The organism is Pseudomonas sp. NFACC42-2, from assembly GCF_900116055.1.
In the GTDB taxonomy this organism is placed as follows: Bacteria; Pseudomonadota; Gammaproteobacteria; order Pseudomonadales; family Pseudomonadaceae; genus Aquipseudomonas; species Aquipseudomonas marginalis.
In genome coordinates this window covers 389,774-415,115 of the sequence record NZ_FOZO01000002.1, presented here as the reverse complement: position 1 = coordinate 415,115, position 25,342 = coordinate 389,774, and the positions used below count along the sequence as shown (strand labels likewise).

23 protein-coding genes are annotated in these 25,342 nt (G+C 60.5%); 6 read left to right on the top strand and 17 right to left on the bottom strand.

The features are described from left to right. Positions 1-7: 7 nt before the first annotated feature. From BM416_RS30545 to minC, 6 genes are all read right to left on the bottom strand, one after another. A complete protein-coding gene (locus BM416_RS30545) occupies positions 8-184 on the bottom strand; it encodes a hypothetical protein (protein ID WP_010208820.1) in 177 nt (58 codons plus the stop codon). Positions 185-342: 158 nt separating this feature from the next. Beyond that, complete coding sequence (locus BM416_RS05755) at positions 343-1,632, bottom strand: M18 family aminopeptidase (RefSeq protein WP_027603907.1); 1,290 nt, start codon at positions 1,630-1,632, stop codon at positions 343-345. An 86-nt stretch (positions 1,633-1,718) separates the two neighbouring features. Beyond that, positions 1,719-2,354, bottom strand: coding sequence for an RluA family pseudouridine synthase (locus BM416_RS05750; RefSeq protein ID WP_027603908.1), 636 nt, complete (start codon positions 2,352-2,354; stop codon positions 1,719-1,721). 96 nt (positions 2,355-2,450) lie between these two features. Further along, positions 2,451-2,705: a cell division topological specificity factor MinE gene (gene minE / locus BM416_RS05745; protein ID WP_003175252.1), complete on the bottom strand. Its 255-nt coding sequence runs from the start codon at positions 2,703-2,705 to the stop codon at positions 2,451-2,453. A gap of 3 nt (positions 2,706-2,708) precedes the next feature. Then, positions 2,709-3,521, bottom strand: coding sequence for a septum site-determining protein MinD (minD, locus tag BM416_RS05740; protein WP_092486440.1), 813 nt, complete (start codon positions 3,519-3,521; stop codon positions 2,709-2,711). 201 nt (positions 3,522-3,722) lie between these two features. Then, positions 3,723-4,460 (bottom strand): septum site-determining protein MinC, encoded by a 738-nt coding sequence (gene minC / locus BM416_RS05735; protein WP_027603909.1) that lies wholly within the window; start codon positions 4,458-4,460, stop codon positions 3,723-3,725. Positions 4,461-4,579: 119 nt separating this feature from the next. On the opposite strand from minC, the gene BM416_RS05730 reads away from it, so the two are divergent. Then, positions 4,580-5,515 (top strand): lipid A biosynthesis lauroyl acyltransferase, encoded by a 936-nt coding sequence (locus BM416_RS05730; RefSeq protein ID WP_092486438.1) that lies wholly within the window; start codon positions 4,580-4,582, stop codon positions 5,513-5,515. Between the two features lie 31 nt (positions 5,516-5,546). Next, positions 5,547-6,695 (top strand): patatin-like phospholipase family protein, encoded by a 1,149-nt coding sequence (locus BM416_RS05725; protein ID WP_092486435.1) that lies wholly within the window; start codon positions 5,547-5,549, stop codon positions 6,693-6,695. Between the two features lie 46 nt (positions 6,696-6,741). Here the strand turns inward: BM416_RS05725 and BM416_RS05720 are convergent, their stop codons facing one another. The 7 genes from BM416_RS05720 to puuE form a co-directional block, all read right to left on the bottom strand. Next, positions 6,742-7,527, bottom strand: a complete 786-nt coding sequence (locus BM416_RS05720) for an outer membrane protein OmpK (protein WP_092486432.1) — start codon at positions 7,525-7,527, stop codon at positions 6,742-6,744. Positions 7,528-7,757: 230 nt separating this feature from the next. Continuing rightward, a complete protein-coding gene (locus BM416_RS05715) occupies positions 7,758-9,107 on the bottom strand; it encodes a nucleobase:cation symporter-2 family protein (protein ID WP_092486429.1) in 1,350 nt (449 codons plus the stop codon). A gap of 174 nt (positions 9,108-9,281) precedes the next feature. Then, positions 9,282-10,565, bottom strand: coding sequence for a urate hydroxylase PuuD (locus BM416_RS05710; RefSeq protein ID WP_092486427.1), 1,284 nt, complete (start codon positions 10,563-10,565; stop codon positions 9,282-9,284). A gap of 51 nt (positions 10,566-10,616) precedes the next feature. Further along, on the bottom strand, positions 10,617-11,120 hold the full coding sequence (locus BM416_RS05705) for an ureidoglycolate lyase (protein ID WP_092486424.1): 504 nt from the start codon (positions 11,118-11,120) through the stop codon (positions 10,617-10,619). A gap of 146 nt (positions 11,121-11,266) precedes the next feature. Continuing rightward, a complete protein-coding gene (gene alc / locus BM416_RS05695; protein ID WP_092486418.1) occupies positions 11,267-12,262 on the bottom strand; it encodes an allantoicase in 996 nt (331 codons plus the stop codon). A gap of 41 nt (positions 12,263-12,303) precedes the next feature. Further along, positions 12,304-12,819, bottom strand: coding sequence for a 2-oxo-4-hydroxy-4-carboxy-5-ureidoimidazoline decarboxylase (gene uraD, locus BM416_RS05690; protein ID WP_092486415.1), 516 nt, complete (start codon positions 12,817-12,819; stop codon positions 12,304-12,306). Beyond that, the gene (puuE, locus tag BM416_RS05685; RefSeq protein WP_092486412.1) at positions 12,816-13,742 is read right to left on the bottom strand and encodes an allantoinase PuuE; all 927 of its coding nucleotides are present in this window, start codon (positions 13,740-13,742) and stop codon (positions 12,816-12,818) included. The genes uraD and puuE overlap by 4 nt, the downstream gene beginning before the upstream one ends. 379 nt (positions 13,743-14,121) lie before the next feature. Here puuE and uraH point away from each other — a divergent pair, with 379 nt between their 5' ends. Beyond that, positions 14,122-14,475 carry a hydroxyisourate hydrolase gene (gene uraH / locus BM416_RS05675; protein ID WP_092486409.1) on the top strand — a complete coding sequence of 118 codons (354 nt, stop codon included), beginning with the start codon at positions 14,122-14,124 and terminating at the stop codon, positions 14,473-14,475. 153 nt (positions 14,476-14,628) lie between these two features. Continuing rightward, entirely contained in the window at positions 14,629-19,836 is a 5,208-nt protein-coding gene (locus tag BM416_RS05670; protein WP_092486922.1) for a dermonecrotic toxin domain-containing protein, read from the top strand. On the opposite strand, the gene BM416_RS05665 is transcribed toward BM416_RS05670, so the two are convergent. From BM416_RS05665 to BM416_RS05655, 3 genes are all read right to left on the bottom strand, one after another. Next, positions 19,809-20,459, bottom strand: coding sequence for a LysE family translocator (locus BM416_RS05665; protein ID WP_092486406.1), 651 nt, complete (start codon positions 20,457-20,459; stop codon positions 19,809-19,811). The two genes, BM416_RS05670 and BM416_RS05665, sit on opposite strands and share 28 nt — an antisense overlap. Positions 20,460-20,471: 12 nt before the next feature. Next, a complete protein-coding gene (locus BM416_RS05660) occupies positions 20,472-21,818 on the bottom strand; it encodes an NCS2 family permease (protein WP_092486403.1) in 1,347 nt (448 codons plus the stop codon). A 191-nt stretch (positions 21,819-22,009) separates the two neighbouring features. After that, on the bottom strand, positions 22,010-22,444 hold the full coding sequence (locus tag BM416_RS05655; protein WP_092486400.1) for a MarR family winged helix-turn-helix transcriptional regulator: 435 nt from the start codon (positions 22,442-22,444) through the stop codon (positions 22,010-22,012). 81 nt (positions 22,445-22,525) lie between these two features. On the opposite strand from BM416_RS05655, the gene BM416_RS05650 reads away from it, so the two are divergent. Together BM416_RS05650 and BM416_RS05645 are read left to right on the top strand one after the other, a co-directional pair. Further along, positions 22,526-23,692: an aminotransferase-like domain-containing protein gene (locus tag BM416_RS05650; RefSeq protein WP_092486398.1), complete on the top strand. Its 1,167-nt coding sequence runs from the start codon at positions 22,526-22,528 to the stop codon at positions 23,690-23,692. A 10-nt stretch (positions 23,693-23,702) separates the two neighbouring features. Next, a complete protein-coding gene (locus BM416_RS05645) occupies positions 23,703-24,305 on the top strand; it encodes a glutathione S-transferase family protein (protein WP_027603925.1) in 603 nt (200 codons plus the stop codon). Positions 24,306-24,365: 60 nt separating this feature from the next. On the opposite strand, the gene BM416_RS05640 is transcribed toward BM416_RS05645, so the two are convergent. Then, positions 24,366-25,262 carry a LysR family transcriptional regulator gene (locus BM416_RS05640; protein WP_092486395.1) on the bottom strand — a complete coding sequence of 299 codons (897 nt, stop codon included), beginning with the start codon at positions 25,260-25,262 and terminating at the stop codon, positions 24,366-24,368. Positions 25,263-25,342: the final 80 nt, after the last annotated feature.

The following is a 25,342-nucleotide window of genomic DNA, read 5'->3' as shown; positions in this document are numbered from 1 at the left end:
GCAGGCGTCATTCGGCCAGTTTGGCGAGGATCTTGTACACCACGGTGCCCAGGATCAGCAGCATGCCGATCCACATGCCGAACACGCCCAGGGGCTTGTCGCGGAAGTTGAAGCCGACGGCGAGCATGATCATGCCGATCAGGATAGGGATAAGCATGGCGTGGAAGGAGGACATGGAGATCATGGGGCGACGGCCTTGTCGGAGTGGGAATACTGACAAGTCTAGGTCGGATTGCAGGAAATGCAGGTGATGCAGATCAGGTGGACGTAAACCAAATGTAGGGGGGCAAGTCGAATCGTTGCACCGCCCCTCCCACATGTTGACGACATCCAGTCCTGGTCTTAGGGCAGGTCGTGGCTGGCGTAGAACGCGCCCAACACCTTCACCAGATGCGCCAGGTCATGGCTGCCGCACAGTTCACGAATGGAGTGCATGGCAAATGTCGGCAAACCGATATCCACCGTACGCACACCCAGATGGCTGGCGGTGATCGGGCCGATGGTCGAGCCGCAGCCCATGTCGCTGCGCACCACGAAGCTCTGCACCGGCACTTCCTGGGCCATGCACAGGTGACGGAAGAACCCGGCGGTTTCGCTGTTGGTGGCGTAGCGCTGGTTGCTGTTGACCTTGATCACCGGGCCGGCATTGAGCTTGGGGCCGTGGTTGGCGTCGTGCTTGTCGGCGTAGTTGGGGTGTACGCCGTGGGCATTGTCGGCCGACACCAACAGGGATTTCTGAATGGTGCGTACGAATTCATCACCTTCCGGCAAGAGTCGACGCAGGGTCTGTTCCAGCATCGGGCCATCGGCACCGCAGGCCGAGCAGGAGCCGACTTCCTCGTGGTCGTTGCACACCAGCACGCAGGTTTCGTCGCTCTCGCTGGTGAGCAGGGCTTGCAGGCCGGCGTAGCACGACAGCAGGTTATCGAGGCGCGCGCCGGCGATGAAGTCGCCATTGAGGCCGATGACGGCGGCGCTCTGGGTGTCATAGAAGCTCAACTCGTAGTCGAGCACCACATCGGCGTTCAGCCCATGCTCCCGTGCCAACTGCTCGGTGAGCACGGCACGGAAGTCCACGCGTTCATCACCGGCAAATTGTGCGAGGATCGGCGGCAATTCGGTCTGGGCATTGATCGCCCAGCCCTGGTTGGCTTCACGGTTCAGGTGAATGGCCAGGTTGGGGATGATGGCGATGGGCAGCTTGAAGTCGATCAGCTGGCTTTCGACCTTGCCGTCGCGACGGAAGGTGACGCGGCCGGCCAGGGACAGGTCGCGGTCGAACCACGGCGCCAGCAGCGCGCCGCCGTAGACTTCCACGCCGAGTTGCCAGAAGCCCTGGCGTTGCAGCTCAGGCTGGGGCTTGACCCGCAGGCACGGGCTGTCGGTATGGGCGCCGACCAGGCGAATCCCGCCTTGCAACGGCGAGTGGCGGCCGAGCTTGAAGGCGATGATCGAGGAATCGTTGCGGGTCACGTAGTAGCGACCGTTGGCTTCGGTGGCCCAGGTCTCGCGCTCGTCGAGGCGCTGGAAACCGGCCGCTTCCAGGCGCTGGGCCAGGGCGGCGGTGGCATGAAAAGGAGTAGGGGAGGCCTTGAGGAAGTCGATCAGGCCTTGATTCAACGCTTCGCGCATAAATAGCTCCAGACAGCAATGCGCGGAGTTTACCGTTCGAGGGCGAGAAGTGCACCGCCCCTCCTACATTTACTGTATTTACAGCTTTAGAACGGTGCTGGGCACTCAAAGCGCAAGCGCTCACCGCTTTGCGGGTGAGTGAAGCTCAGCATGCTCGCGTGCAGGCACAGGCGCGGCCAGGCGGCCAGGGCCTGTTCATGGGCATACAGGCCGTCACCGAGCAACGGATGCCCAATGGACAGCATGTGCACGCGCAACTGGTGCGAGCGCCCGGTGATCGGCGTCAGCTCGACGCGGCACCAGTCGCCGCAGCGTTCCAGCACTTTCCAGAAGGTCAGCGCGTGCTTGCCGAACTCGTGGTCCACCACATGGCGGGGTTTGGTCGGCGGGTCATAGCGCAAGGGCAGGTCGATGCTGCCGCTGTCCAGTTCCGGCTGGCCCCAGGCCAACGCGGTGTAGGCCTTTTCGGTTTCGCGGTCGTGAAACTGGCGGGACAGTTCGCGGTGGGTATCGGCGTCCCGGGCCAGCAGGATGATCCCCGAGGTTTCCCAGTCCAGGCGATGGACGATGCGGGCTTCGGGGTAGCCGTTCTCCTGCAGGCGGGTGATCAGGCAATCCTTGTTGTCATCGGCGCGGCCAGGCACCGAGAGCAGCAGGGTCGGCTTGTTCACCACCAGGACAGCGTCGTCCTGATGCAGGATATGAATAGTGGACAGCGGCATTAAACAGCCTCGTAACAAACGCCAACGGCGGCTCGACCACCCGGTGCCCGCAAAGGCATAAAGGTGACCGAGCCGCCGTGGCGGCCGCCTGTTCGATCAACGATCAGGCAGGGTGATATTGAGTTCCAGAATCGAGCAGCTGCCGTCGTTTTCAAGGGCGACATGCACGTCATCGTTACCGATATTGACGTACTTGCGGATCACCTCCACCAGCTCCTTCTGCAAGGCCGGCAGGTAATCCGGGGTACTGCGTTGGCCGCGTTCGTGCGCCACGATGATCTGTAGACGCTCTTTCGCGACCGACGCGGTGCTTGGCTTTTTGTTGGCGCGAAAGAAGTCGAGAAATTTCATTGTTTAGTTGCCTCCAAAGATACGCTCGAAGAATCCCTTCTTCTTTACATCGAGGAAGCGATGTTCCACGGACTTGCCCAGCAAGCGATCAACCGCATCGCTGTACGCCTGGCCGGCGTCGCTCTGGTCGTCGAGAATCACCGGCACGCCCTGGTTGGAAGCCTTCAGGACTGCCTGGGATTCCGGGATCACACCCAGCAGGGTCACGGCGAGGATGTCCTTGACGTCTTCAACACCGAGCATTTCGCCATTGCTGACGCGCTCAGGGTTGTAGCGGGTGAGCAGCAGGTGCTCCTTGATCGGGTCTTCACCTTTCTCGGCGCGCTGGGACTTGCTGGCCAACAGGCCGAGCATGCGGTCCGAGTCACGTACCGAAGACACTTCCGGGTTAGTCACCACGATGGCTTCATCGGCGAAGTACATCGCCAGGTGAGCACCGGTTTCGATACCGGCCGGGGAGTCGCAGACCACGTACTCGAAGGTTTCCTTCAGTTCAGCGAGAACCTTGCCTACGCCTTCCTTGGTCAGCGCATCTTTGTCGCGGGTCTGGCTGGCGGCCAGTACGTACAGGTTCTCAAGGCGCTTGTCCTTGATCAGGGCCTGTTGCAGGTTGGCTTCGCCGTTCACCACGTTGACGAAGTCGTACACCACGCGGCGTTCGCAGCCCATGATCAGGTCGAGGTTACGCAAACCGACGTCGAAGTCGACGATGACTGTCTTGTGGCCGCGCAGAGCGAGGCCGGTACCGATAGCGGCGCTGGTGGTGGTCTTACCCACACCACCCTTGCCGGATGTAACCACGAGAATCTTGGCCAAGGTGTTTCACCCCTAAGGAAAAAGGACTTTTCAGCCCCTGAAAAACATCTCTTGGAACTCGCCGCAGGCGGACAGCCTTTGTAGGAAAAAAGACGGGTTTTCGCAGGAAAAACGCCAACCTTCAAATGTTCCTACGCAAGTAATGCCAGTTTCGCTGTGCTATCAGAGTCTAGAGATGCTTGGAAAATGCGGCAGTATCCGTTAAAGACGGATGATGTTCAACACATCGCCCGACAGGCTGACCTGCACCGCGGCTCCCCACAGCGGATCGCGGCGCAAATCTTCCGAAACCTTGTACTGGCCCGCGATGGACACCAGCTCAGCAGTCAGTTGCTGGCAAAAAATGCGCGCCTTGGTATCCCCCTTGATGCCGGCGAGGGCACGTCCGCGCATCGGGCCGTATACATGGATATTGCCATCGGCGAGAAGTTCCGCGCCGGGACTGACCGACGAGATCACCACCAGGTCGCCGCCCTGGGCGTAAATCTGCTGTCCGCCGCGTACGGGCGTGGTGATTATCTTTGTAGGCTTGATCGTAGGTTCCGCTGGTTTTTCCGGTTTTTTCTGCACTTCGCCGACCAAAGGTTCCAGTGGACGCTCACGCGCGCCGGAGGGTGGCAGTACTGGCAGTTCAATGGCGATGGCTGCGGCAATGTCTTCGATACGGCTGGCACGAATCGCCAGGGTTCGCAGGCCGTGGGAGCGGCACACACGCATCAGTCCGGGCAGGTCGATGCTGCCCTGGCCGGCCGGCAGTTTGTCCAGGGCCAGTACCAGCGGGGCGTTGTTGAAGAAGTTCGGCGCCAGGGCGACCTTGGCGGCGAGCTGGCGGTCCAGGGCGTCGAGGTCGTTGCGGGCCAGTTCCAGCACGGTGATGGCGAGCATGCTGCCTTTCAGCTGGAACACGGGATCTTGGTCTAGCGGTTCGGTTTGGCTCATGGTCGGCAAAAAGCGGCTTGTCACGAAAAGTGTCGAGACTTATAACGAGAACACTCACTGGCCGCAAGCCGAGTCGAACCGTTGTAGAATGCGCGGCCCTGTCTTTCCCGGAATCTGTAATGGATCGCCCGCGTTTTCGAGCTGTATTTTTTCACCCGCGCTTTTGGCTGTTATGGCTGGGACTCGGCCTGCTGTGGCTGGTGACCCAACTGCCGTACCGTGCGCTGCTGACCATTGGTCGCCTGCTGGGTGCAGGCATGTACCATGTGGCCGGCGAACGTCGCCGCATCGCCGCACGCAACCTGGAACTGTGCTTCCCGGAAAAATCCCCCGCAGAGCGCAAGAAGCTGCTCAAGGAAAACTTCGCCTCCACCGGCATCGCCTTCTTCGAAATGGCCATGAGCTGGTGGTGGTCGCGCCAGCGCCTGGCGCGCCTGGCCCATGTCGAAGGCCTGGAACACCTCAAGCAGGCCCAACTGGATGGCAAGGGCGTGATCCTCATGGCCCTGCACTTCACCACCCTGGAAATCGGCGCAGCCCTGCTGGGGCAGAAGCACACCATCGACGGCATGTACCGCGAGCACGGCAACCCGCTGTTCGACTATATCCAGCGCCGTGGCCGTGAGCGGCATAACCTCGACTCCCTGGCGGTCGAGCGCGAAGACGTGCGCGGCATGCTCAAGCTGCTGCGTGCCGGCCGCGCCATCTGGTATGCACCGGACCAGGACTACGGCGCCAAGCAAAGTATCTTCGTGCCGCTGTTCGGCATCCAGGCCGCCACCGTGCCTGCCACCAGCAAGTTCGCCAAGCTGGGCAAGGCGCTGGTGGTGCCGTTCACCCAGCAGCGCCTGGCGGACGGCAGCGGTTACCGCCTGGTGATCCACCCGCCGTTGACCGACTTCCCCGGCGAAAGCGATGAAGTCGACTGCCTGCGCATCAACCAGTGGGTCGAAGCCTCGGTGCGTGAATGTCCCGAGCAATACCTGTGGACCCATCGCCGCTTCAAGAGCCGGCCACCGGGCGAACCCAAGCTGTACGAAAAACGTCGTCGCTAAGACCGACTTTCCCCCCACGTGGAGTGATGCAATGCGCGCAGCTGAACCGGTTACAGGCTTGATTCTTTCCGGCGGCGGGGCGCGAGCGGCGTATCAGGTGGGGGTATTGGCGGCGATTGCCGAGCTGTTGCCGCCAGGGGCGCCCAATCCGTTTCCGGTGATCGTCGGCACGTCGGCCGGTGCGATCAATGCGGTGACCCTGGCCAGCGGCGCCATGGATTTCACTGCCGCTATCGGGCGCCTTACGGCGTTCTGGCAGGGCTTTCGCAGCCATCTGGTGTTGCGCAGTGATTGGCCTGGGGTGATCCGCCAGGCAAGCCGCTTTCTTATCCACAGCCTGCTGGGCATCGGCGCCCAGGTACCGGTGGCGTTGCTCAATAGCTCACCGTTGCGCGACCTGCTGCACGAGCGGTTGAACCTGGACGGCATCGACGAGGCTATCCGCAACAAGCATCTGCACGCCGTGGCCGTCACGGCCTTCGGCTATGAATCCGGGCAGGCGGTGACCTTCTATCAGGGCGGCGGCACCATCGACGCCTGGTTGCGCCATCGGCGTATCGGTGTGCCGACGCAACTGACCGTTGAACACCTGCTGGCCAGTTCGGCGATCCCCTTGCTGTTTGCCCCGGTGAAGCTCGACCAGGAATACTTCGGCGACGGCGCGGTGCGCCAGTCGGCGCCCATCAGCCCGGCGCTGCACCTGGGGGCGACCCGGGTGCTGGTGGTGGGTGTCAGCGGTAACCCGCGGGGCAATGAACCGATGGCGCAACGCACCTATACCGGCCAGGAGCCGACGTTGGCCCAAATCGGTGGGCATATGCTCAACAGCACGTTCATTGACAGCCTGGAAAGCGATATCGAACTGCTGGAGCGTCTGAACCAGTTCAGCCATCACCAGCCAGCCGACAGTGCGGCCCGTGGCCTGGCGCCGGTGGAAGTGCTGGTCATTGCGCCAAGCCAGCCGATCGACGAAATCGCCGCAAGGCATCGGCAGGAATTGCCGGCGGCATTGCGTCTGTTCCTGCGTGGGCCGGGGGCGACCAAGACGAGTGGGGCAGGGGTGCTGAGTTACTTGCTGTTCGAGGCGGGGTATTGCAGCGAGTTGATTGAGTTGGGCAGGAAGGATGCGCTGGCCAAGCGTGAAGAGATCATGCGGTTCCTGGGCCTGCCGCCTATCTGAATGTGGGAGGGACCAAGTCCCTCCCGCATGTGTCTTGCAGTGGCTTTTAGAAGTGATACTTGACCAGGAAGCTCGCCGTGTCCTGGGTTGTCTTGAACGCGCCGGAATCCTCGATCCCGTACTTGTTCTTCCAGTAGTCGTATTCAAAGCCCACGTACAACTGCTTGTCGCCCCAATGCAGCGCCTTGCCCAAGTCGTATTTGACCTGCGGGTTGAAGTGCAGGTTGGCGTGGTAAGTGCCACGGGCGTTCTTGTCGTTGTCCACCACCCAATCCATGAAGCCGTCGATCAGGATGTCGGAGTTGCCCACCGGCAGGGTGTACGACCATACCGGGGTGATCTGCCATACACCGTCGCCTGGGCGATTGCCTTCGGTCTGGCGTTGGTAGAAGTTCAGCTGGAAGTAGTCGAAGCCCGGGATGTTCAGGTCGAAGCCAGGGCCGAGCAGGTACGACTCGTTGTCGCCTTCGCCGAACTCATACGTGAAGGCCAGCAACACATCCTTGATCGGTCCGAAGGACAGGTCCTTGTCGAGAATCTTGCCGAACGACAACCGTGGGCTGAACTCGCCGTAATACGTATTCGGGCCGACATTGCCGTCTTCCTTGCCGTTGTAAAAGATGCGGTCGAGGAAGAAGAAGTTGTCGCCGTACTTCCAGGCGTCGGCATGTTCGAACGTGACGGTTTGCTGGATCTGTGGGTTGACGGTAAAGCTCTTGCCCCACAGATACGTCAGGCTGTTGTTCTGCCACTGCAACAAGTCACCGGCCACGGCCTGGCCGCCGGCCAGCAGGGATCCCGCCAGCATCAGGCCTTTGAACAGAGGTTTCATTCGGTTGCTCCCGAGTTAAAGTTTTATGGTTTTTCTTCTACACAAGCGCTCTGGTGCGGCGCCTTTGGTGGTTACAAAAGTGGTCTGAATGGTCAGCTTTATTGCTACAGCAAGACCCGCGCCAAGGCGGTAAACAACCGTCGATTCAAGCGGGCGCGGAGAATACTGGCTCCCACGTCAGGGCTCAAGTGCGCCGTTACAGCGCGCACAGGGCGACAATGGGGCATGTATCAGGTGTGGGCGGGGTCGACTACGGGGCGTTCGGCGCCGCCGAGAATGTTGAACAGGATATTCAGCGACAGTGCGCTTAGGGTGGCCATGGCGATGCCGCTGTGGGTGATCGGGCTCATCCATACTGGCAACTGTGCGAAGAACTCCGGGCGTACCACCGGGATCAGGCCCATGCCGATGCTCACCGCCACCAGCAACTGGTTGCGGCGGTCGGCGATATCGGCCTCCTGGAGGATCTTGATCCCGGTGGCCGCCACCATGCCGAACATGGCGATCGCCGCCCCGCCGAGCACCGCCGGGGGAATCGACGCCACCAGGTACGCGGCCTTGGGCAGCAGGCTGAGCACAATCAGAAAGGCACCGGCCATGATCGTCACCGAGCGGCAGCGCACGCCGGTCATCTGCACCAGGCCGATGTTCTGCGCGAAGGAGGAGTGGGTGAAGGTGTTGAAGAAACCGGCGAAGAACGACGCACCGGCATCACACAGCAAGCCACGGCGCAGCATTTTCGGCGTGACGTCCTGGCCGGTGATCTTGCCCAGCGCCAGGAACATCCCGGTGGATTCGACAAAGATGATCACCACCACCAGGCACATCGACAGGATCGGCGCCAACTCGAATTTGGGCATGCCGAAATGCAGCGGCGTCACCACTTGCACCCACGGCGCCCGGGCCAGGCCGCTGAGGTCGACCATGCCGATGATGCCGCACAAGGCGTAACCCAGGCCCATGCCGATCAGCACCGAGATATTCACCCAGAAACCGCGCATGAAGCGGTTGATCAGCAGGATGGTGGCCAGTACCAGGGCGGCAATCGCCAGGTAAATCGGTGAGCCGAAGGTGGCCGCCGCGCTGCCGCCACCGGCCCAGTTCACGGCCACGGGGAACAGCGACAGGCCGATGGCCGTGATCACGGTGCCGGTCACCAGCGGCGGAAAAAAGCGCACGATCCTGGACATGAACGGCGCGATCAGCATGCCGAAGAACCCGGCGGCGATGGTGGCGCCGAAGATGCCCTGCAGGCCGATACCGGGCATGCCGACCATGGCGACCATGCTGCCCACAGCGGCGAAACTGGCGCCCATCATCACCGGCATACGGATGCCCACCGGGCCGATGCCGAATGACTGCACCAGGGTGGCGATGCCGGCTACCAGCAGGTCGGCGTTGATCAGAAAGGCGATTTCTTCACGGCTCAGGCCGGCGGCCTGGCCAATGATCAGGGGGACGGCGACAGCGCCGCCGTACATCAGCAAGACGTGTTGCAGGCCTACCAGAATCAGTTGCAAGAGGGGCAGCCGCACCATGGCGGGTGCGGCAGGAATCTGCGGTTCGACTAACTCGGTCATGCAACACCTCGGATCTTTTTATTGTTGTGTTGTGTAGAACGTCATCTCTAAATCACTGCAGTCCCCTGTGGGAGGGGGCTTGCTCCCGATTGCGGTGGTTCAGTCACTGATGTTTTAAATGACACACCGCTATCGGGGGCAAGCCCCCTCCCACATTGGAACTGTTTGAATCAGTCAGTTGGTACGCGCCCCCTGATTGATCCAGGTGCCAATCAAATCCCGCTCCTGCTGGGTCATCTGGGTGATGTTGCCCAACGGCATGATCTGGCTTGCCACGGCCTGCGCCTGGATGCGCGCCGCCTGTTGCTGGATCTGCGCCGGGGTATCGAACATCACGCCGGCCGGGGCAGTGCTGAACAGCGGGCTGGTGGGCTTGGCCGAATGACACACGGCGCAACGCTCCTGGATCACCCCGTGGACCTTGTCGAAATCAATGGTCGCCTGGGCCGGCGCAGGTGCGGCGGCCGGAGCTGCCGGCGCGGCGGGTTTCAGGCCACCGCCCAATGCGGTTTCCGGCAACGGTTGGTACTCAATGGCCGCCGGTGCCTTGGCAATCGGTTCGGCCGGCTTGGGCCCGGTCACATACGCCAGGCAAATCATGGCCAACGCACCCACCGGCAAGGTCCACGCATACTTCTGGCTGTTATGCCGCGTGTTGAAGTAGTGCCGCACCAGCACCGCTGCCACCGCGATCCCCGCCAGGATCAGCCAGTTGTATTGGCTGCCGTAGGTGCTCGGGAAGTGGTTGCTGATCATGATGAACAGCACCGGCAGGGTGAAGTAGTTGTTGTGCCGTGAGCGCAGCAGACCCTTGGCCGGCAGGGCCGGATCGGGCGTGCGGTTCTCGGCGATCGCCGCCACCAACGCGCGCTGCGCCGGCATGATGATGCGGAACACGTTACCGACCATGATGGTGCCGATCACCGCGCCCACGTGCAGGTACGCACCCCGGCCGCTGAACACTTTGCTGAAGCCGTACGCGGCGGCAATCAACAGCACGAACAGGATCAAGCCGAGCAGGGCAGGGTGTTTGCCCAGGGCCGAGTCGCAGAGGAAGGAGTAGATGAACCAGCCGGCGAACAATGAGCCGATGCCCAGCAAGACGCCTTCGCTGCCAGTGAGGCTGCTGCCGGGGGCGAGCAGGTACAGCGTCGGGTTGAGGTAGAACACCACGCACAGCAGCGCGACGCCCGACATCCAGGTGAAATAGGCTTCCCATTTGAACCAGTGCAGGTTGTCCGGCATGGTCGGCGGGGCCAGCTTGTATTTTTCCAGGTGGTAGATACCTCCACCGTGGATCGCCCACAAGTCACCGGACAGGCCGTCCTTGGGATTGACGCGGTTGAGGTTGTTTTCCAGCCAGACGAAGTAGAACGAAGCGCCGATCCAGGCGACGCCAGTGATCATGTGAACCCAGCGCACGCTGAGGTTCAGCCATTCCAACAGATGTGCTTCCACAGTCTTTACCTCTCGCCTGTCACCCTTGTTGTCGGGTGATCCGGCCTTCTCTTATTGGTGGGGGACGAGGATCAACCGCTCATCCTCTTTGAAAAAATGCTCATCGCAGTTATTGCCTGTGCCACTGCGATCAACCACCAGGAAGTCATCCCGCTTTTCGATCGTCAGCACCGGGTGGTGCCAGACGCCGCGATGGTAATTGATGCCCTGCCTGCCGTTGGTGACGAAGGCGCGGACCAAGCCTGATACAGGTGCATCGCCAAGTGGCGCGACCACGATCAGAAAGGGGTTGCCGAGCAGCGGAATGAAGGCCTGGCTGCCCAGCGGGTGTCTCTCCAGCATGCACACGGTCAGCGGCATATCCAGCGCGTCGGCGCGGAAGATGCTGATGATCGCGTTGTCTTCAGGCTGTGCGGTTTCTACCGTTGCCAGCTTGTGAAAGCGCATGGTCGACCCGTTGTTGATCATGAAGTGATCGCTGCCGTCGGTTTCGATAACGTCTCCGAAAGGGGCGAAGGCTTCTTTGGTCAGGGGTTCGATCATCAGTGTGCGCATGGCTGTCTCTTATCCGAATTCTGTGTTGTTTGTTCTGCTTTTGTGGCGAGGGAGCTTGCTCCCGTTGGACTGCGCAGCAGTCCCATCTGTTGGGGCCGCTTCGCGACCCAGCGGGAGCAAGCTCCCTCGCCACAGGGGTTCACTGCTTACTTCGAAACTTTACCCAGCACACGCAGGCGACTCACACCGCCATCCGGGAACACGTTCAGGCGGATATGGGTGATCGGCCCCAGCGCCTTGATCTGCTCGGCAAAGGTGTGTTCGGCGTGCATTTCCAGTTTCTGCGCCGGCAGCAGCTCGCGCCAGAACAGCGATTGGGTTTCGATCTGGCTGTCGGTGCCGCCCTTCACGAAGGCGCCCTGGATCGAGCAGGTGTCCGGGTAGTTGCCCTTGAAGTGCAGGGTGTCGACGATGATCTTCTCGATTTCGCCGGGGTGGCCCAGGGCGACGATCACCCAGTCATTGCCTGGCGTGCGACGGCGGGCGGTTTCCCAGCCATCGCCCATGTTGACGCCACGGCCCGGGTTGAGGATGTTGCTCATGCGGCCGAAGTGCTCGTCGGAACACGCGAGGGCGCGACCACCGTTCAATGCGGCAGCCAGGTCGATCTGTTCGTTGTCGCCCACTGCCGACCAGTCGCGGAACGGCACGCCGTACACGCGCAGACGGGCCACGCCGCCATCCGGGTAGATGTTGAAACGCAGGTGGCTGAACGCCTGGTCGTTGCTGATCTCGTGGTAGTGGTGGCTGTTGCCTTGCAGCTCGACGGCCGACAGGACTTCTACCCATTGGGTGTTGTCGTCAGGCTCGCCCGAGGCCAGGAAGCAGGCTTCCAGGGACGCCGACGGCGGATAGTTGCCGGTGAAGAATGAAGTGTCGATGTCCACGCCCTTGATCGAACCCGGTACGCCCAGGCGGATCACTGCGCTGTCGTAGCCTTCGAAGCGCTTGCGGCGTGACTCCCAGCCGTCCATCCACTTGCCGTTGTCATCGAAAACGCCCTCCTTCCACACGGCCGGGGTCGGCTGGAACAGGCGGTTGGCGTCGGCGAACCAGTCATCTGTCACGGAGATGATCTTGGTGCCCAGGCGGGCGTCGGCCAGGTTGACGAACTTTTCGAAAGGTACGGCGTAAGCTTTCATTCTTCTTGTCTGCCTTAAATAGAGTGGCTGGGGATGGTCGTTTAGAGGGTCAGTAAACGGAACAACGCGATCTTGTTGATCTCGTCCAGCGCGCACTTGAACTCGGCATCCACCGAGTTGTGAATGCGGGTTTCGAACGCGGCGAGAATCTGGTGCCGGTTGCTGCCTTTTACCGCCATGATGAAGGGAAACTTGAACTTGGCCTTGTAGGCATCGTTCAGCTCGGTGAAGCGCGAGAACTCTTCGGCCGTGCAGTGGTGAATCCCCGCGCCAGCTTGCTCATCGGTGCTGGCTTGGGTGAGTTGGCCCTGGACGGCCGCTTTGCCGGCCAGGTCCGGGTGAGCGTTGATCAACGCCAGCTGACTGGCGTGATCGGCGCTCAACAGGATGTCGCTCATGCGCTGGTGCAGGGTTTCGATCTGGTCGATCGAAGCGTCCTGGCCCAGGTCGAAGGCCTTTTCGGCCACCCATGGCGAATGTTCGTAGATGTCGGCGAAGGCGTGGACGAAGGCGTCGCGGCTCAAGGTCGAGGGTTTCAAGGTCTGGAAGGTGCTCATTTGGCCGCTTCCTGAAAAGGGTGTACGTCATGCCAGTGGCGGGCGATGTCGACGCGGCGGGTGAACCACACCTGGTCATGGCCCTTGGCGTATTCGATAAAACGCTTCAACGAGGCCAGGCGCGCCGGGCGGCCGATCAGGCGGCAGTGCAGGCCGATGGACAGCATCTTCGGTGCCGTGGCGCCTTCGGCATACAGCACGTCGAACGCGTCTTTCAGGTACTCGAAAAAGTCATCGCCCTTGTTGAAACCCTGCACCTGGGTGAAGCGCATATCGTTGGTGTCCAGGGTGTAGGGGATCACCAGGTGCGGCTTGCCGGTGGGGGTGTTGGGTTCCCAGTAGGGCAGGTCGTCATCGTAGGTGTCGCAGTCGTACAGGAAGCCGCCTTCCTCCATCACCAGCCGCCGCGTGTTGGGGCCGGTGCGCCCGGTGTACCAGCCCAACGGGCGCTCGCCGGTCAGTTCGGTGAGGATGCGGATGGCTTCGAGCATGTGCTCGCGCTCTTGGGCCTCGTCCATGTATTGGTAGTCGATCCAGCGGTAGCCGTGGCTGCAGATCTCGTGGCCGGCTTCGACCATGGCGCGGATCACATCCGGGTGACGCTGGGCCGCCATGGCCACGGCGAAGATGGTCAGCGGAATGTCGAATTCCTTGAACAACTTGAGGATGCGCCACACGCCGGCCCGGCTGCCGTATTCGTACAGCGACTCCATGCTCATGTTGCGCTCGCCCTGCAGCGGCTGGGCCGAGACCATTTCCGAGAGGAAGGCTTCGGACTCTTTGTCGCCATGCAAAATGTTGCGTTCGCCGCCTTCTTCGTAGTTGAGTACGAAAGACAGCGCAATGCGTGCCTTGCCCGGCCAGTGGGGGTGAGGAGGGTTACTGCCGTAACCGATCAGGTCGCGTGGGTAGTCAGCGCTCACTGCAGTCTTCCTTCTTGTTCGTGGTAGCAAGTGTGTGGCGGCCAGCGGAAAGACTGGGTGGCGTCACAGCGATGGGCTGATTGTATACAACTTAGCGGTCACTTTGTAAGCCTGTATTTCCGCATTTTTTCCGTGGAGTTGCCGCCGTTCAGCACTGCAAGAAACTTGCCCGATTGGTCAGTAAACGGACAAAAGGTCTTTTAAAAGCAAGGCTTGCTGGGAATTCCCGCCGAGGATCGAGGCGTCGCAGCATGTGCGAAACTTTGTGATTTTTATTGTGTACAATTTTTATTAAAAGTGTCTTAATCGGCCCATCAACGGCTTTTTGATGCCCCGTAAAGGTGCAGCCTATTTCACTTCATGCAAGGGAGCCCGCCCCATGGGACGACTGACGACACACGTACTCGACGCAGCCCACGGCTGCCCCGGCAGTGCCATCCAGGTTGAGCTGTACCGCGTCGAAGGCGCGCAGCTGGAACTGGTCGCCACTGCGCTGACCAACAGCGACGGCCGCTGTGACGCGCCGTTACTGCAAGGTGATGACTACCGCAGCGGTGTCTATCAATTGCAATTCAGCGCCGGCGATTACTACCGCGCCCGTGGCGTGCAATTGCCGGAGCCGGCCTTCCTGGATGTGGTGGTATTGCGCTTCGGTATCAGCGCCGAACAGGACCACTACCATGTGCCCCTGCTGATTTCGCCCTACAGCTATTCCACCTATCGCGGTAGCTGAGTCGTCACCTGGTTACACCCCCAAGCTCTTCGTTGGTTTTTCGCCCGCCCACACTGCGGGCTTTTTTTTGCGCGCCATAGCATTCAATTATCTAGCGCCTCCTTAGGAGGTGTGCTGCATAGGCTGGGTGTTTTCCATGATGAAGATACCGCCGTGACCTCACCTACCGATCCCGATCTGGCTGACGACGATGCGTTGCAGGCCATGCGTAGCCAACTGACGCGGTCAATCAACCGCAGCCCCCATCCCAGCCTGTTGATCAATTGGCTGACCGTTGCCGACCTGCGCTGCGCCCAGTCGGCAAAACACCTGTCTCGCCTGATCCTGCATGCGCCCAAGGTGCTGCGAGTGATTCGTGCCGAGCTGCGCAAGGCCTTTGACCTGGACCCGGACAGCCTGCTCTTCACCGAACCCAAGCCGCCGGCAACTGTGCGGCAGGTCGACAGCTTGACCGATCGCGCGTTGCGGCTGATGGCGCTGCCTTCGGTGCCGATCAACCTCAATCAGTTCACGGCCATCAGCCTCAAGGAGGAGCCGACACGCCGTCTGCCTTTTACTCCGCTGGAGGCATTGCAACGGGTCATTGCGCTGAATCTGTTTGGCCGGCTCGCCCGTGCGCAAAGCGAATATTGGCAGGCGCTGGCAGCGGATTCCTGGCTGACACGCCAGGAGCGCTGGGTTGAGCTGCACAAGCAGCTGTTCGCCGATCAGGCCTTCCTGGCGAGGCAACTGGACCAGTTGTCGAGTGCAGGAATGACTATGGTCCAGGCGCTGGTAGACGCACCGACGGCTGAGGCACGCCAACGCGCGGGGACGGCATGGGCCAGCGTCCAGGTGTGCCAGTTGATGTGGCCGGGCGTGGGCTCGCGGCTGATGCCGATTCCGGGTGCATTGCATATTTATCGTGAGAACGACCCTCCCGGGGCGCCACATGTGATGTATTTGCCGGGCGTGAAGCGCAATTACTACGAGTATCCCTCGTTCGACCAATTGCACTGTGGCCTGGTGGCCCTGGTCAAGGGTCCCTTGCTGGACGATCTGTGGCAGTGCCTGCCGCTGCGTCGCCGGCATGAGGTGTGCCGCCCCGAAGAGGGGGGCGCGACGGCTGGTCGCGGCCTGGCGTTGAAAGGCGATGCGCTGGCCTTCAGCGCCCAGGCGGTGCTGGAAGGGCAATGGGAAAACGAGTTGGCTTGCGCAGTGTCGATCAACCTCGCGCAGGTATTTTCCAGCGGGCGTGAACCTTCAGTGATGAATGCTGCGCGTTTTCTCACCTATATCGAACGCGGCAGAAAACACTGGGTGGGTAAGGCACGCCTGGGGAGTATTCGCCGTGAATTACAGGAGTGGGATCAGCATCGGCGGCGCAAGGAAATTATTTTCGCCAGCACGGCCCCGGGGCTGGCAGTGAACACGGTGCGGCAACAGGTAAAACGTTATGAAAAAGGCTTGATGACGCTGCTGAACCCCCAGGACCCCGCGCAAGAGACCCAAGCTTTTCGAGAATTCGTGACCTTCGAAAATCGATTCAAGGCCCAGGCGGGCACATTGCGCACGCTGTTGAAGGATGCGCAACTGCAGCTGTTCGAAGCGGCCTTCTGGAAGGCACGTCCCACGGGTAAACAAATGCGCCTGGCCTCGATTATCCATGGGTGGACCACGGTGCTGCGTTGCGAAGTCCAGTTGCAAGCCCAGCTCCAGTTGATTCGCACACGCCATCGTGACCTGCTGATCGAAGTGCTGGACACGCCACTGGCCAGTAAACGCCACGACAGTGACACGTGTGTGCTGTCAGTCCTGGTGGGCAGCGAATCCGATGGCTTCAAGCCTCTGCATAGCTTGTTTGCCGTCACTCGCACAGCGGCGGTCAATGATCCGCAACGACGGCTACCGGTTGTGCTGTGTGTTTTCGGACGAGCAGGTGGCGTGGTGACATTTGCCAGTCTCGATGCGTTATCCCAAGGCATCAAGGCCAGCTTCGGTGCCCGTGATGGATCGGTACTATGGGCCTATATCGATCGAAAAAACCGTAACGCCGTGCGCGGCAATGTCACCAGCAACACCTTGGCGGTGCGCTACGAACCCATTAGAGGCAACCCTGTCTTGCTTGCGCTCAAAAGGCTGGTCAAAGGGTACCGGCTCCAGCTGCGTGGCATTGATGACAGCGCCAGTGTTTTCAGTGAAACCCAGGATGCTCGACTGAGCCGATTGCTGTTGGCTGTCGAGTTGGAAGAACACTTGAGCGCGCCGGCCAGCGATGCTTTGACTCAAGCACGGGCGCATCTGGATCTGGTGAGAAAGGCTGCGGGCGCGAAGAGCACGTTGCCGGCGTGGCTGGCCGAGGCGACGGTGGCTCAACGTAACCGTTTCAAATACTTGCAGGGTCGCTACCTGGGTAGCGCCTTTGCGTATGAAGATCGCCTTGAACAGCGCTTGCCTGATCTGCGCACCTTCGCGCGCGGCCTGTTGATTGCCCGCTTGCGTAAGGACGGTCTGTACCCGCAACTGGACATCGACAAACCCTTTATCGAGATGCCTGACCGTGTCGATGGCCGGTTCTGTGGCTGGGAAAGCGTCTGTACGGTGGGTGATCGCAAGGAGATCTTGACGCCAAGCCCTGAACGCACGTGCTTCAGTCTGCTGCAACTGGCACTGCACAACCTCGATCCGCAGATGAAACCCACTCGGTGGCGTTTCAAGTACGCCCGATACCTGGAACCCACCTGGAAGCAGCAACTGAACGCAGATTATCTGATCAGTATGGTGTCCTCCCTGGATATCGGTGGGCGATATGAAACGCTGATCGACAGTATTTTTTACCCACGCGATGCGGGTGGGCATACGTTGAGCGAAGGACGTGTCCCGGAACTGTTAAGGCGGCTTTTGCAGGCAGGTAACGACGCTGATTTGTATTCGGCGGTTCGACAAGGGTTGACGGCCGACGCACAGAGCCTGTTCAGCACGGCGATGGCGGCACGCGCTCCCCAGGATTTGCTTGAACACGGCCATCAATTGCAGTTGTACGTGGTGCATCTGGTGGGTTACACCCTGCAACATGATCGCTACATTGGCGGAATCCTGGTGATTCACGACCAGCTTTCCCGGCGTTGTGTGATTTATTGGCCCACCGCACCGGATGCCCCGAACATCAGTGAATACGAAAGCCTGCAACAGGCTCGGGAGTACCTGAACCGTATCGGTGCATTGCCGGGTAACGTCACGGCATTGGCGCGACATGTCGCGCCCGGTTGGGCGTTTGAGGCTATCACTCATCATCCTGGCGAAACGCGTGTATTCAGTCCGGTCTATTTACTGCCTGGCTATGCCATGTTGCAGGGGCTCTGGCGAGGTGCCGAGTTCGTTCGTTCTTTCTCTATCAAACACCTGGTGCCCGCAGCGTCTGTCGAGGAAGTCGAAAAACAGATTCTGGAACAGATTGACAGTGATCCGCTGAACTGGCTGGCACTGGTGTCTACCTCACACAGTGATGCCATGGCCCTGTTATATCAGGCTCGGGTGCTTGATTTGCACCGGCAGGCGCAGGCAAACAGTAACTCCGCAAAGACCCTGGAGAAATACCGCGAACAGCGCTTGAAAGGCGAGAGTGAAATTCGTGCGCGGGCATTGCTGTCCATGTTCGTGACGTTTTTCGGATTGGGCAACCAGTTGTATGAGTTGCTGCTAACGTCGCGGCGTTATCACCACTATGGTGACCCTCGCGATGCAGTGGATGTGGCATTTGGTACGGTGTTCTTGGCGATAGATCTTATGCTGACCTTTGTTCCTGGCCCCAAATTGAAGGTGGGAGCGTTGGTTCGTCCGGCGATACATTCGATAAGTGCCGGCTTGAATCGGATCCGTCGTTCGGCTGTCTCGGCGTTTGGCGGGGTTTCCCACGTGCCCAAATCGTCCTCCGCAGTCACTCGCCTCAAACCGCTGGAACATTTCAGGCGCGCGGGTGTGCCTCAAGATGCCGTGGTGTTGAAGGGGCAGGGCGAAAAAGGGGTGTATGTGAAGCGTGGGGAGCACTTCGTCACGGATCAAACACACCACTATCCGGTACATCGACGAGATGACGAATCGTTTTTTCGCCTGAAGAACAAGGATGCAACGGGAGTGGATGAGTTGATCCTGACGATTCATGCACCTGGAGAATGGCTGTTGGGGGCGGATGCGCCCACAGCCGGACCGAGCTCGGGTGTGCTTAGCCCCTGGCAAGGGCGTGCCCAGCCTGTAGGCTGGCGGCCGCCCATTGTGCGCGGCGCGACAGAAGAGCGGATTCGTCGGTCATCGGCGCCGGCCAATTACTGGTTCGATTGGCGTGCTCAAGTGCCCGAAAACCAGTCTCTGGCTTCGTCGGCTTCCGGAGTGTTCCATGTTCATCTGGAGCCTCCAGGATTTCCCTACGATGTCATTTACATTGGATCCAGGTACGACACGGCGACGCAATCGGGGGTTGGCTATTACAGGGTGCTTCACCAGGGCGATCACGCTCCGTTGAGCGATATCGCGTTTATCGCCAGGAACGAACCACTGGTTTCAGCGGCTCGTGTTGATATCGAGCGTTGGACAAGCAACGCGTTGCGCGAGCAGCCGATACCGGTATCTCGCACGTCAACCGGTGAATGGCGGCTTCATGCGCCCCTGTTCGACGGGCCGTTGGAGGCGGAAGTGGGCCGGGCATTTCCTGGCATGACGAGGAAAAGCCAGGAATTTGCCGTCGCACGGGTGATTGAGTTGGCAGACTCTTCCCGCTCGGTAACGGCCAGTCATCTGCTCAACGTACGTGCGACGCTGGACGATTGGTTGACCCCAAACCCTGTGAGGCTTGGCCAGACCGATGACTTGCTGAGGTTGTTGCGACCCTTCCAAAGAAAGGGTAACAGTTTACTCATTGGCTACGAAGGCAAGGCGCCTGGTTTTACCCGTATCGACTTCAGGCTGGTTGATGCGTTAGATCCGAGGCTCAGAACTGGTGGTGCACAGGTTACGGCACAAAGGCATGCTGCGCAGCGAGCGGCCGTCAGGACGGTGCTGGAGCGGCAGGGCTTCAGACTCCAGGAATGGAAAGTGACGCGCGGTAGCACCATCAGTCTTGAATGCGTAGCCACTCATCCTCATTCAAACCGTCTGTATTACCTGCACTATCAGTGGGTTGAACGTGCAAGCATCATGATCCAGACAAAGCTCACTGATAAATGGATCAATGTGGCGATCAAGGCACACAGCGATTCAGTCTTGTCAGTAGCGGTCAAACGTGCAATGGAGGAACAGCGCCTGGTTCGAATCGTCTCAGGTATTCAATGGTCCCGTTGGGGGAGCCTTCCGCCCACCGTTTATTTTGTCAAAGTGAACCCGCTCTGACTTTTGATCAGTGAGACAACGCCGGCGCAGCCGAATAGGGTGGCGCTGGCGCGGTTGAACCAGCTCTGGCCCGAACCACTGCGCAGATACCGCGCAGCGCCATGGGCGCTCAGACCATAGGCCAGTTTGCACAGCAGATCCAGGAGCGTCCAGGTGGCGATCATGATCAGCAATTGCGGCAGGAACGGCTGCTGGCTGCTGAGGAACTGCGGCAGGAAAGCGGCGAAAAACAGGATGTCCTTGGGGTTGCTGGCCCCCAGCACGAAGGCGCGGCCGAACAGCGCGCGAAAACGCGGCACCGGCGCCGCCTCCGGGACAGTCGCGCCGCGGGACGGCTGGCGCGATTGCTGCCAGCTCTGCCAGGCAAGGTAAAACAGGTAGAGCGCGCCGACGATCTTCAACGCGCTGAAGAGTTGTTCCGAAGCCAGCAGCAAGGCGCCCAGGCCCAGGGCCGAGGCGCTCAACAGGCAGATCGAGGCGCTGACCCCACCCAGAAACGCCGGGTACGAGCGGCGCAGGCCGTAGTTCAGGCTGTTGCTGATCATCAGCAACGACAGCGGCCCCGGGATCAGGATCACCACCAGCGCAGCGCTGCTGAACAGCAGCCAGGTTTCCAGACTCATTGCATGCTCCTTTTATAGAAAGACGAACTTGGCGATAAAGATCACGCACAGCACCCACAGGCTTACGGAAATCTCGCGGTACTTGCCGGTGCCCGCCTTGAGCGCCACGTAGGTGATAAAGCCCAGGGCGATACCGTCGGCGACCGAGAAGGTCAGGGGCATCATGATCGCAGTCACGATGGCCGGGATGCTGTCGGTGGCCTCATCCCAATTGATGTGGGCCATGCTCGCCATCATCAGCATCGCCACGTAGATCAGCGCACCTGCGGTGGCATACGCCGGAATCATGCCCGCCAGCGGCGCGAAAAACATGGCCGCCACAAACAACACGCCGACCGTGACCGCCGTCAACCCGGTACGACCGCCTGCGGCCACACCGGCAGCGCTTTCCACGTAGCTGGTCACTGGCGGCACGCCCACCATGGCACCGAACACACTCGAAGCGCTGTCGGCCTTGAGGGCGCGGGACAGGTTATCGATCCTGCCGTCGGCGTTGACCAACCCGGCGCGTTGCGCAACGCCCATCAGTGTACCCGCAGTGTCAAACATGTGCACAAACAGGAAGGCAAATACCACGCTGATCATGCTGATATTGAATACACCTTTTATGTCCATGGCCATCCAGGTCGGCGCCAGGCTCGGTGGCGTGGAGAGAATGCCGTTGTAGTGGACCAGGTCCAGGCCCCATCCGGCCAGCGTCACGGCGATGATGCTGATGAGGATCGCGCCGAACACCCGGTGGTAGCTGAGGATCGCGATCAGCAGGAAACACACCGCCGCCAGCAGCGGCGCCGGCTCGTGCAGCGATCCGAGCTTGATCAGCGTGGCCGGGCTGTCGACGATGATGCCGGCGGTTTTCAGGCCGATCACTCCGAGGAACAATCCGACGCCGGCGCCCATGGCGTGGCGCAGGCTCACCGGAATGCTGTTGAGCAGCCATTCGCGCACCCGCGAGAGTGTCAGGCCCATGAACAGCACGCCGGAAATAAACACCGCACCCAGCGCGGTTTCCCAGTGGTAGCCCATGGTGCCGACCACGGTGTAGGTGAAAAACGCATTCAGGCCCATGCCCGGCGCCAGGCCCACCGGCCAGTTCGCATACAGCCCCATCAGCAGGCACCCCAGCGCGGCGGCGATGCAGGTGGCGACGAACGCTGCGCCATGATCGATACCGGCGTCGGCCATGATATTGGGGTTGACGAAGATGATGTAGGCCATGGTGATGAAGGTGGTGAGCCCGGCGATCAGCTCGGTCTTCACTGTGGTGCCATGCAGGCGCAGTTTGAACAGGCGTTCGAGCCATCCGTTCTGTGAGGGGGCAAGGTCCAGCGGCGAGGCTTCGGATTTGCGGCTATCCACAGCGAGTACTCCTCAAGCATTTTATTGTTATGTCCAGCGCGGGGCGCTGTGAGGTACCGGCGGGTTTTGTTGACCAATAGGTCAGGAACTCGCACGAAGCGAATTATGCTTTTGTATACAAATAAAGCAAATAATGTTTTCTATGTTCTGCATGAAAAGGATGAAAGGCAAAGCCAGGGCGCCACCGAGGATCAAGGCTGGCCTGCAAGCGCCTGGTTGACTGCGAGCCAACCGTTTACCGCTTCTTCGCCCGCTTCGGCGAAGGCGCGCTGCAATAACTTCACCTGTTCACGGCGCAGCGATTGCTCGAAACGCAGGCCTTCCTCGGTCAACTCCAGCAGGCGTTTGCGCTTGTCGGTGTCCGACGCGACGCTGTCCACCAGGTGCATTTCCTGCAATTGGCGCAGCGGCATGTTCAGCGCCTGCTTGCTCACACCGAGCAATTCCAACAGTTCCTTGACGCTCAACGCCGGGTAACGCGCAATAAAAAACACGATGCGCTGGTGCACCCGGCTCAGCCCACGGCGCTCAAGCATTTCATCGGCTTTGGCAGTGAACGCCTGGTAACCGAAGAAGAACGCTTCCATGGCTTGTTGCTGGCTGCTTTGGTTTTTAAGGTCAAGCATGTTGACGTATCCACTCTAGCTGTCGTAATTTCGGTCAACCAGTTTGACGTATTTCCCACAGGCTTCGCTAGCGGTGACCTTATGGCCTTCTCTGAACGTGTTACGCGCCTCAAAAGCTCCTTGATCCGTGAAATCCTCGCGGCCGCCCAGCGCCCGGAAGTGATGTCGTTCGCCGGTGGCCTGCCGGCCGAAGCCATGCTGCCGGCGCTGGACTGGGATGATATGCCGCTGAACATCGGCCAATACGGCATGAGCGAAGGCGAGCCGCAGTTACGTGAACTGCTCGCCGCCGAAGCGCGTGGGTTGGGTGTGCCGTGCCAGGCCAGCCAGGTGCTGGTGGTCAGCGGTTCCCAGCAAACCCTGGACCTGGCGGCCAAGCTGTATATCGACAAAGGCACCAGGATCCTGCTGGAAGGCCCGACCTACCTGGCCGCCCTGCAGATCTTCCAGCTGTTCGGCGCCGATTGCCTCAGCGTGCAACTGGAAGCCGATGGTCCCGATCTGGCCAGCCTGCGCGTCAACCTCGAGCGCCATCGCCCGGCGTTCGTCTACCTGATCCCGACGTTCCAGAACCCTTCGGCCGTGCGCTACAGCGAAGCCAAGCGCGAGGCCGTCGCCGCCTTGCTCGATGAGTTCGGCGTGACCCTGATCGAAGACGAACCCTACCGTGAGCTGACCTTCGACGGCGGCAGTGCGCAGCCCATCGTCGGCCGCTTGAACAAAGCCAGCTGGATCTACACCGGCACGGTCTCCAAGACCTTGCTGCCCGGCCTGCGCGTGGGGTACCTGATCGCCAGCCCGGACCTGTTCCCGCACCTGCTCAAGCTCAAGCAATCGGCGGACCTGCACACCAATCGCGTCGGCCAGTGGCAGGCCATGCAGTGGATCGGCACGCAGAAATACCAGCAGCACCTGGTGGAGCTGCGCAGTTTCTACCGTGAGCGCCGCGACGCATTCCAGGCTGCATTACAACGCCACTTCAGCGAACTGGCCGACTGGCAAGTGCCCCAGGGCGGATTATTCTTCTGGCTGACCTTGAAACAGCCGCTCGATACCCGCACCTTGTTGGCACCTGCGCTCGATCAGGACGTCGCGTTCATGCCCGGTGAACCGTTCTTTTCCGAGCCGGACCAGCATTTAGGCTCACTGCGACTCAATTTCAGCCATATCGACCCGGCCCGCCTGGACGAAGGGCTCAAACGCCTGGCCGCGGTGGTCCGTCAAGCACAGCACGCGCAAGCGGCATAAGGGGAGCCCCATGTACAAGGTTTATGGCGATTACAAGTCGGGCAACTGCTACAAGGTCAAATTGATGCTCAACCTGCTGGGCATCCCGTATCAATGGGTGGATATCGACATCCTCAACGGCGATACCGAGACCCCTGAATTCCTAGCCAAGAACCCCAACGGCAAGATCCCGGTGCTGGAACTGGAAGACGGCACCTGCCTGTGGGAGTCCAACGCGATCCTCAACTTTCTTGCCGATGGCAGCGAATTCCTGCCCACCGAACCGCGCCTGCGCACACAAGTGCTGCAATGGCAGTTCTTCGAGCAGTACAGCCACGAGCCTTACATTGCGGTGGCGCGGTTTATCCAGTTCTACCTGAACATGCCGGAAGATCGCCTGGAGGAATACAAGACCACCCACAAGCGCGGTTACAAGGCTCTGAAGGTCATGGAGCGTCAGCTGCAAACCACGCCATACCTGGTGGGCGAGCAGTATTCGATTGCCGATATTGCGCTGTATGCCTACACCCATGTGGCCCATGAAGGTGGGTTTGACCTGACGCCTTACCCGGCGGTGCAGGCCTGGTTGAAGCGCGTGGCCAGCCATCCCAGGCATGTGGCCATGCTCGACTGATCACCACGGTCAAAAACGGTGGGAGGGCGGTGCGACGATTCGACTTGCCCCCTCCCACATTCAGCTCGATGCCGTGCCAGATAATTCATCGTTCAGCAGGTCGAAACAGCGCTGCGCCGCCGGGCTCAATCCCATCCCGCTGCGACTGATCAAGCCGATCTCGCGGTTCACCCCGGGATGATCGATGTGGATGCGCTTCAACCCCTCCAGGCTGTCCGCCGCCGACTCCGGCAGTACGCTGATCCCCAGCCCCTGACGCACCAACGCCAGCACCGTCGACATGTAGTTGGCCTCCATCCCGGCGTTCATCGTCAACCGCGTCTCATCGAACAGCCCATCGACTTGCTCGCGTACGCTGCTGTCGCGGCCGGTGAGGATGATCGGCTGGTCCGCCAGTTGCTCCAGGGTCAATTGGCGATGGTGGGCGAGGGGGTGATCCAGCGGTACGAACGCACACAATCGATCATTCAGCACCGGGGTGAACTCCAGCCCATGGCTTAGCCGCGCCCGTACGCCAATACCGAAATCCACTTCGCCTGCGCGCACCTGGGCATGAATGCGATGGGCCACTAGGTCCTGCAGGCGTACTTCGATCCCGGCAAAACGCTCGCGAAACAGGCGCAAGGCCGGGGGCAGGGCGCCGGCGCAGACCGACGGCAGAGCCGCGAGGGTGACCACACCACGGCGCAAGGCCGCGAGGTCGCGGGAGCCGGTGACGATGTTGTCCAGGTCCAGCAGCAGTTTTTCCATCGGCCCGCGCGCGTCCTGGCCGGCAGCGGTGATGCTCACATGCCGGGGGCTGCGGTCGAGCAGGGCGACGCCGAGCCAGTCTTCGAGTTGTTGCACCTGCACGGTGAGTGCCGAAGGCGAAAGATGCAGCTCATGGGCGGCCTTGGTAAAGCTGCCGGTGCGGGCCACCGCAAGGAACGCCTGAATGTGCTGGATCGAATTTTTCATTGTTGTTCTCGAGCGTTTTGTTTTTACGAACATGACTGGCTGAACATTCCAATTTACAAAGAGTAACGCGCTTCCAATAC

Coding starts and splice junctions, on each gene's coding strand:
- BM416_RS05715 (WP_092486429.1), bottom strand. CDS start 9,107: ATGACCGAGTTAGTCGAACCGCAGATTCCTGCCGCACCCGCCATGGTG.
- minC (WP_027603909.1), bottom strand. CDS start 4,460: ATGAGCCAAACCGAACCGCTAGACCAAGATCCCGTGTTCCAGCTGAAA.
- BM416_RS30545 (WP_010208820.1), bottom strand. CDS start 184: ATGATCTCCATGTCCTCCTTCCACGCCATGCTTATCCCTATCCTGATC.
- alc (WP_092486418.1), bottom strand. CDS start 12,262: ATGAAAGCTTACGCCGTACCTTTCGAAAAGTTCGTCAACCTGGCCGAC.
- BM416_RS05720 (WP_092486432.1), bottom strand. CDS start 7,527: ATGAAACCTCTGTTCAAAGGCCTGATGCTGGCGGGATCCCTGCTGGCC.
- BM416_RS05640 (WP_092486395.1), bottom strand. CDS start 25,262: ATGAAAAATTCGATCCAGCACATTCAGGCGTTCCTTGCGGTGGCCCGC.
- BM416_RS05650 (WP_092486398.1), top strand. CDS start 22,526: ATGGCCTTCTCTGAACGTGTTACGCGCCTCAAAAGCTCCTTGATCCGT.
- uraD (WP_092486415.1), bottom strand. CDS start 12,819: ATGAGCACCTTCCAGACCTTGAAACCCTCGACCTTGAGCCGCGACGCC.
- BM416_RS05755 (WP_027603907.1), bottom strand. CDS start 1,632: ATGCGCGAAGCGTTGAATCAAGGCCTGATCGACTTCCTCAAGGCCTCC.
- BM416_RS05655 (WP_092486400.1), bottom strand. CDS start 22,444: ATGCTTGACCTTAAAAACCAAAGCAGCCAGCAACAAGCCATGGAAGCG.
- BM416_RS05725 (WP_092486435.1), top strand. CDS start 5,547: ATGCGCGCAGCTGAACCGGTTACAGGCTTGATTCTTTCCGGCGGCGGG.
- BM416_RS05750 (WP_027603908.1), bottom strand. CDS start 2,354: ATGCCGCTGTCCACTATTCATATCCTGCATCAGGACGACGCTGTCCTG.
- minE (WP_003175252.1), bottom strand. CDS start 2,705: ATGAAATTTCTCGACTTCTTTCGCGCCAACAAAAAGCCAAGCACCGCG.
- uraH (WP_092486409.1), top strand. CDS start 14,122: ATGGGACGACTGACGACACACGTACTCGACGCAGCCCACGGCTGCCCC.
- BM416_RS05730 (WP_092486438.1), top strand. CDS start 4,580: ATGGATCGCCCGCGTTTTCGAGCTGTATTTTTTCACCCGCGCTTTTGG.
- BM416_RS05645 (WP_027603925.1), top strand. CDS start 23,703: ATGTACAAGGTTTATGGCGATTACAAGTCGGGCAACTGCTACAAGGTC.
- BM416_RS05665 (WP_092486406.1), bottom strand. CDS start 20,459: ATGAGTCTGGAAACCTGGCTGCTGTTCAGCAGCGCTGCGCTGGTGGTG.
- BM416_RS05705 (WP_092486424.1), bottom strand. CDS start 11,120: ATGCGCACACTGATGATCGAACCCCTGACCAAAGAAGCCTTCGCCCCT.